At 64.2% G+C, this 2,258-nt stretch carries 2 protein-coding genes and 1 pseudogene; all 3 read left to right on the forward strand.

From position 1 onward, the window contains the following. A partial coding sequence (locus WB528_RS17390) for an SDR family oxidoreductase (protein WP_423889644.1) occupies positions 1 to 833 on the forward strand: 833 nt, incomplete at its 5' end. A 12-nt stretch (positions 834 to 845) separates the two neighbouring features. Then, positions 846 to 1,631 carry a cyclase family protein gene (locus tag WB528_RS17395; protein WP_423889645.1) on the forward strand — a complete coding sequence of 262 codons (786 nt, stop codon included), beginning with the start codon at positions 846 to 848 and terminating at the stop codon, positions 1,629 to 1,631. Between the two features lie 120 nt (positions 1,632 to 1,751). Next, a pseudogene (locus WB528_RS17400) lies at positions 1,752 to 2,258 on the forward strand (bifunctional salicylyl-CoA 5-hydroxylase/oxidoreductase); the annotation flags it as partial.

Consider the following 2,258-nt stretch of genomic DNA (forward strand, 5'->3'; position numbering starts at 1 on the left):
GCGGTGCGCCGGCGGCGATGGCCCTTCCTGAAAAGGATACCCCGAACATGGCCGACGATCCGCAATGGCGCGAAATGACCTGCGATCCGAAATTCCGCCGGGTCTTGATCACCGACGGCCGCAGCGCGGTGGGGCAGGCGATGGCCAAGGCATTCTCAGAAGGCGGCGCCTCGATCGTCTTCGTCGGCATCGCCGACGGCTGGAAGCCGTTCTCGGGGATGGAGGCGCTTGCGGCGATCGCGCGCGTCGAGATCGTGCCGCTCGACCTGACCGACACCGAATCGGTGCGCGAACTGGCCGAGCAGAACGGCGGTCGGGTGGACATCGTCGTCAACACCGCCGAACACGTCCGCCCCGGCGGACTGATCGGCCGGCACGGCCTGACCGTTGCGCGCGAGGAAATGGACGTCCGATATCTCGGCCTGGTCCGCCTGGCGCAGGCGTTCGGGCCGGCGATGGCCGCGCGCGGCGCCGACGGCGTCAATTCGGCCGTCGCCTTCGTCAATCTTTTGTCGGTGCACGCGCTGGTGAACTGGCCCGCCTACGGCGCCTATTCCGCCACCGAAGCGGCCTGCCTGTCGGCGGCGCAATGCCTGCGCGCCGAACTGCGACCGGGCGGCGTCAAGGTGGTGAACGTCTTCTTCGGTCCGCTGGAAACCGATTGGTTCCAGACCGTCCCGCCGCCCAAGGTCGCGCCGGCGGCACTGGCTAACGCCGTGGTCGATGCGTTGAAAAAGGGATTGGAAGACGTTTTCGTCGGCGATGTCGCCGAGGACATCCGCGCCCGCCTGGCGGTCAATCCAAAGGCGGTCGAACGGGAAATCAGCGAGTAGCAGGGGTCAGCCGTGGCTTTCAATCTTCAATCATTCGCGCAAGGGATCGCCGAAGGCTCGATCAAGGTGATCGATCTGACGCATACGCTGGCGCAGGAGTTCCCGACCATCGTGTTGCCGCCCGAATTCGGCCAATGCGCGCCCTTCCGCATGGAGGAAGTCTCGCGCTACGACGAACGCGGCCCGGCCTGGTACTGGAACAATATCAGTTTGGGCGAGCACACCGGAACGCATTTCGACGCGCCGATCCACTGGATTTCCGGCAAGGACCTGGCCAACAACGCCGTCGACACCATCGACCCGGCGAAATTCATTGCCCCGGCGGTCGTCATCGACTGCACGAAGGAATGCGCCGCCGACGCCGATTTCATGCTCACGGTTGCCTTGGTCGAAGCCTGGGAGCGCCGGCACGGCCGCATCGAGCCAGGCAACTGGGTGCTGCTGCGCACCGACTGGTCGAAGAAACCTTATGCCGGCTATGCGGGGTTGCGCGAGGACGGCGCGCACACGCCCGGTCCGACGCCGGCGGTGGTAAAATGGCTGGTCGAGGAGCGCGACGTGCACGGTTTCGGCACCGAAACGATCGGCACCGACTACGGTCAGGGCCAGCATTTCAACCCGCCTTATCCGGCGCACTTCTATATGCACGGCAAAGGCCGCTTCGGCCTGCAATGCCTGACCAATCTCGATCTGCTGCCACCGACCGGCGTGGTGGTCTTTGCCGCCCCGCTCAAGATCAAGCAGGGCTCGGGCAGTCCGTTGCGCGTCTTGGCCCTGGTCGCACAAGAGCCGGCCTGAGCGGCGTAGCGCAGCGGCGGGCGGCGCCGCCAAGCTCTTTATGGTTAGATATTTCAAGCTTGTAAGATTTTCCGGTTTCCCGCATTCTTGCCACGTCGATCCGTTTTATTGGAGCTGAGCATGCGCACGGTTTGTCTTGGCGGCGGTCCAGGCGGCCTGTATTTCGCAATTTCGCTGAAATTGCGCGACCCTTCCCACGACATCACCGTCATCGAGCGCAACGGGCCGGACGACACGTTCGGCTGGGGTGTGGTGCTCTCCGACGAGACGCTGACCAACCTCAAGGCAAACGACCCAGTGAGTGCGGCGCTGATCCGCGACGACTTCGTCTACTGGGACGACATCGCGGTGCATTATCGCGGCAGCGTTATGACCTCGACCGGGCACGGCTTCTGCGGCATCGGCCGCAAGCGGCTGTTGAATATTCTGCAAGAACGCGCTCGCGCGCTCGGCGTTAAATTGCAATTCGAGACCGAGGCGCAGGACGTCGACGCCTATCGCGACTATGACCTGATCGTGGGCGCCGACGGGGTGAACTCGCGGGTGCGCGCCGCCAGGGCGGAGATTTTCAAGCCCGACATCGACGTGCGCGCCTGCAAATATATCTGGCTCGGCACGCATCAGAAA

This window comes from Bradyrhizobium sp. (assembly GCF_049586575.1).
Lineage (GTDB): Bacteria > Pseudomonadota > Alphaproteobacteria > Rhizobiales > Xanthobacteraceae > Bradyrhizobium.